This is a genomic window from Cognatiluteimonas telluris (genome assembly GCF_011320095.1).
Lineage (GTDB): Bacteria > Pseudomonadota > Gammaproteobacteria > Xanthomonadales > Xanthomonadaceae > Cognatiluteimonas > Cognatiluteimonas telluris.
The window spans coordinates 1-1767 of the sequence record NZ_JAANOY010000076.1; the positions used below are offsets into that span (position 1 = coordinate 1).

Consider the following 1767-nt stretch of genomic DNA (forward strand, 5'->3'; position numbering starts at 1 on the left):
TACACGGTGCATGGCTCTGCTCTCGTCATTCTGCGTATCTGGCATCACTACGAGAACTCACGAGGCAGCACCTAACTATTCATTCAAGCCGAAGCCGCTTCGCGGCTCGGCTTAATTCAGGTGTTAGGCGCGTGACGAACACTCTCGATGAACTGATAAAGCGTGGCGGACAGATCGTTCTGAGCGAGGCCGATGCCCTTTGCGCCGAGTTCGGATGGTCCCGCCAGGAATTCTGCGATGCGTTTTCCCGGAGAGTGGCGCATCAATACAATGACAATGTGCTGCCCTTTGAAAGCGCGGACATTGCAATGAACTGGCTCTATGAGTTCGCCTTCCACCAAATGGGCGCTCCTATTCCAGAGTATTTTCTGGATGTATATCTGGCCTTTGATCGCGGCGAGTTTGCTAGCTCCGAAGACGCGCCCGAGACTGACCCAGAGCAGGCCTACACCCGGCCACTGATTAGTGAGATCGTTGCGAAAGATCGGGCGGCAGCACGCGCCTAACAATTCATTCAAGCCGAAGCCGCTTCGCGGCTCGGCTTAATTCAGGTGTTAGGCATGGCAATGAACCTCTGCCGGATGTCGTTAAAAGCAATGTTGCTTTTATTGCTTGCATCCTGTGCAACGTCTCGTTTTAACGTTCAAACGATTCTTAGTGATCCAAGTCGTTTCGAGGGAAAGCGCATTGCGGTTAGTGGCTGTCTAATTCGGGTGGTCGATCCAGTGTTTGACACAGACATATTGCTACTTGCGCCAAATTGCGCCTTCGTTGCTGGCCGCCACCTGAGTCCGCTAAAGCCGCACGTGCTAGACCTAAATGCTAGTGTCGACAACCGCAAGACACTTCATACCGGCAATATTTTGGTTCGAGGTACTTTTAAACGTTATGGGCGTGGCAAAGACTGGATAAACTTCAGCTTGAGCGGTGTGAGTAATACAGGCGAGCTTATTGTTTCACCTGAGTAGTATCGGCTCATGCCTAACAATTCATTCAAGCCGAACATGCTTCGTTCCAGCAAAAGACGGCACTGAAAAGCGTGCCACCTTTTGCCTCCACTACGCATGTCGGCTTAATTCAGGTGTTAGGTGGCTATGAACGTTTCTGAACTGCAGACAGTTTTTCTTCAAGACCTGCAGACGTTTCTGCCGGAGTGGCGCTTCGTCTCTAGCTTCCGTCACTTCAAGCGTTCAGTTGGTACGGTCAACTGGCTGTTTCACATTGCCTGCGTCAATCATCCCGAGGATTTCGACGCAATCGGTGATGTGGCAGTTGAGTTCCTCTTGGCCAGGAAGCGAGTCGTGATTGTTGGGGCACAACTCGGCAACATCTCTGGTGTTGGCCAAACCCGGCATCCTGTTAGTTCGCCGGAGGACTGCGCGCAGGCGGCACGCTCGCTCGTTACGGAGTTTCAACGCGTAGGCCTGCCATTTCTGGAGCGCTACTCGAGCGCAGCAACAGTCTTGTCGGTCCTTCAATCTGGAGGCACTGAGGCGTCCCTTATCAGTCCGCTTCGAGAGCTTCATGGCGGTCAAATTGCAGCGCTGCAGGCACTGGGTGCGCCGCCTAACAAATCATTCAAGCCGAACCCGCTTCGCGGGTCGGCTTAATTCTGGTGTTAGGCCGCTAAGAGCGGGCCTGCTGCGGCACTTCGGCAGTTCGGGTTGCTCGCTTCGCTCAGCACCTTGTCGCCTTCGTCCACCATCTTCGGTCGCGCTTGGGGTCATCTAAGCGGCGCTCGTATCTCTACGCGGCAGTACTGGCGAT

Annotated in this window: 3 protein-coding genes; all 3 read left to right on the plus strand. The window is 53.8% G+C overall.

Annotation, left to right across the window (positions count from 1 at the left end; genetic code table 11):
- The first annotated feature begins 131 nt into the window (after positions 1-131).
- The 3 genes from G7B67_RS13000 (at position 132) to G7B67_RS13010 (ending at position 1610) form a co-directional block, all read left to right on the plus strand.
- Complete coding sequence (locus tag G7B67_RS13000; RefSeq protein WP_166213104.1) at positions 132-506, plus strand: hypothetical protein; 375 nt, start codon at positions 132-134, stop codon at positions 504-506.
- Positions 507-560: 54 nt separating this feature from the next.
- Positions 561-968, plus strand: a complete 408-nt coding sequence (locus G7B67_RS13005) for a hypothetical protein (RefSeq protein WP_166213106.1) — start codon at positions 561-563, stop codon at positions 966-968.
- A gap of 126 nt (positions 969-1094) precedes the next feature.
- Positions 1095-1610: a hypothetical protein gene (locus G7B67_RS13010; RefSeq protein WP_166213108.1), complete on the plus strand. Its 516-nt coding sequence runs from the start codon at positions 1095-1097 to the stop codon at positions 1608-1610.
- Positions 1611-1767 lie beyond the last annotated feature (157 nt).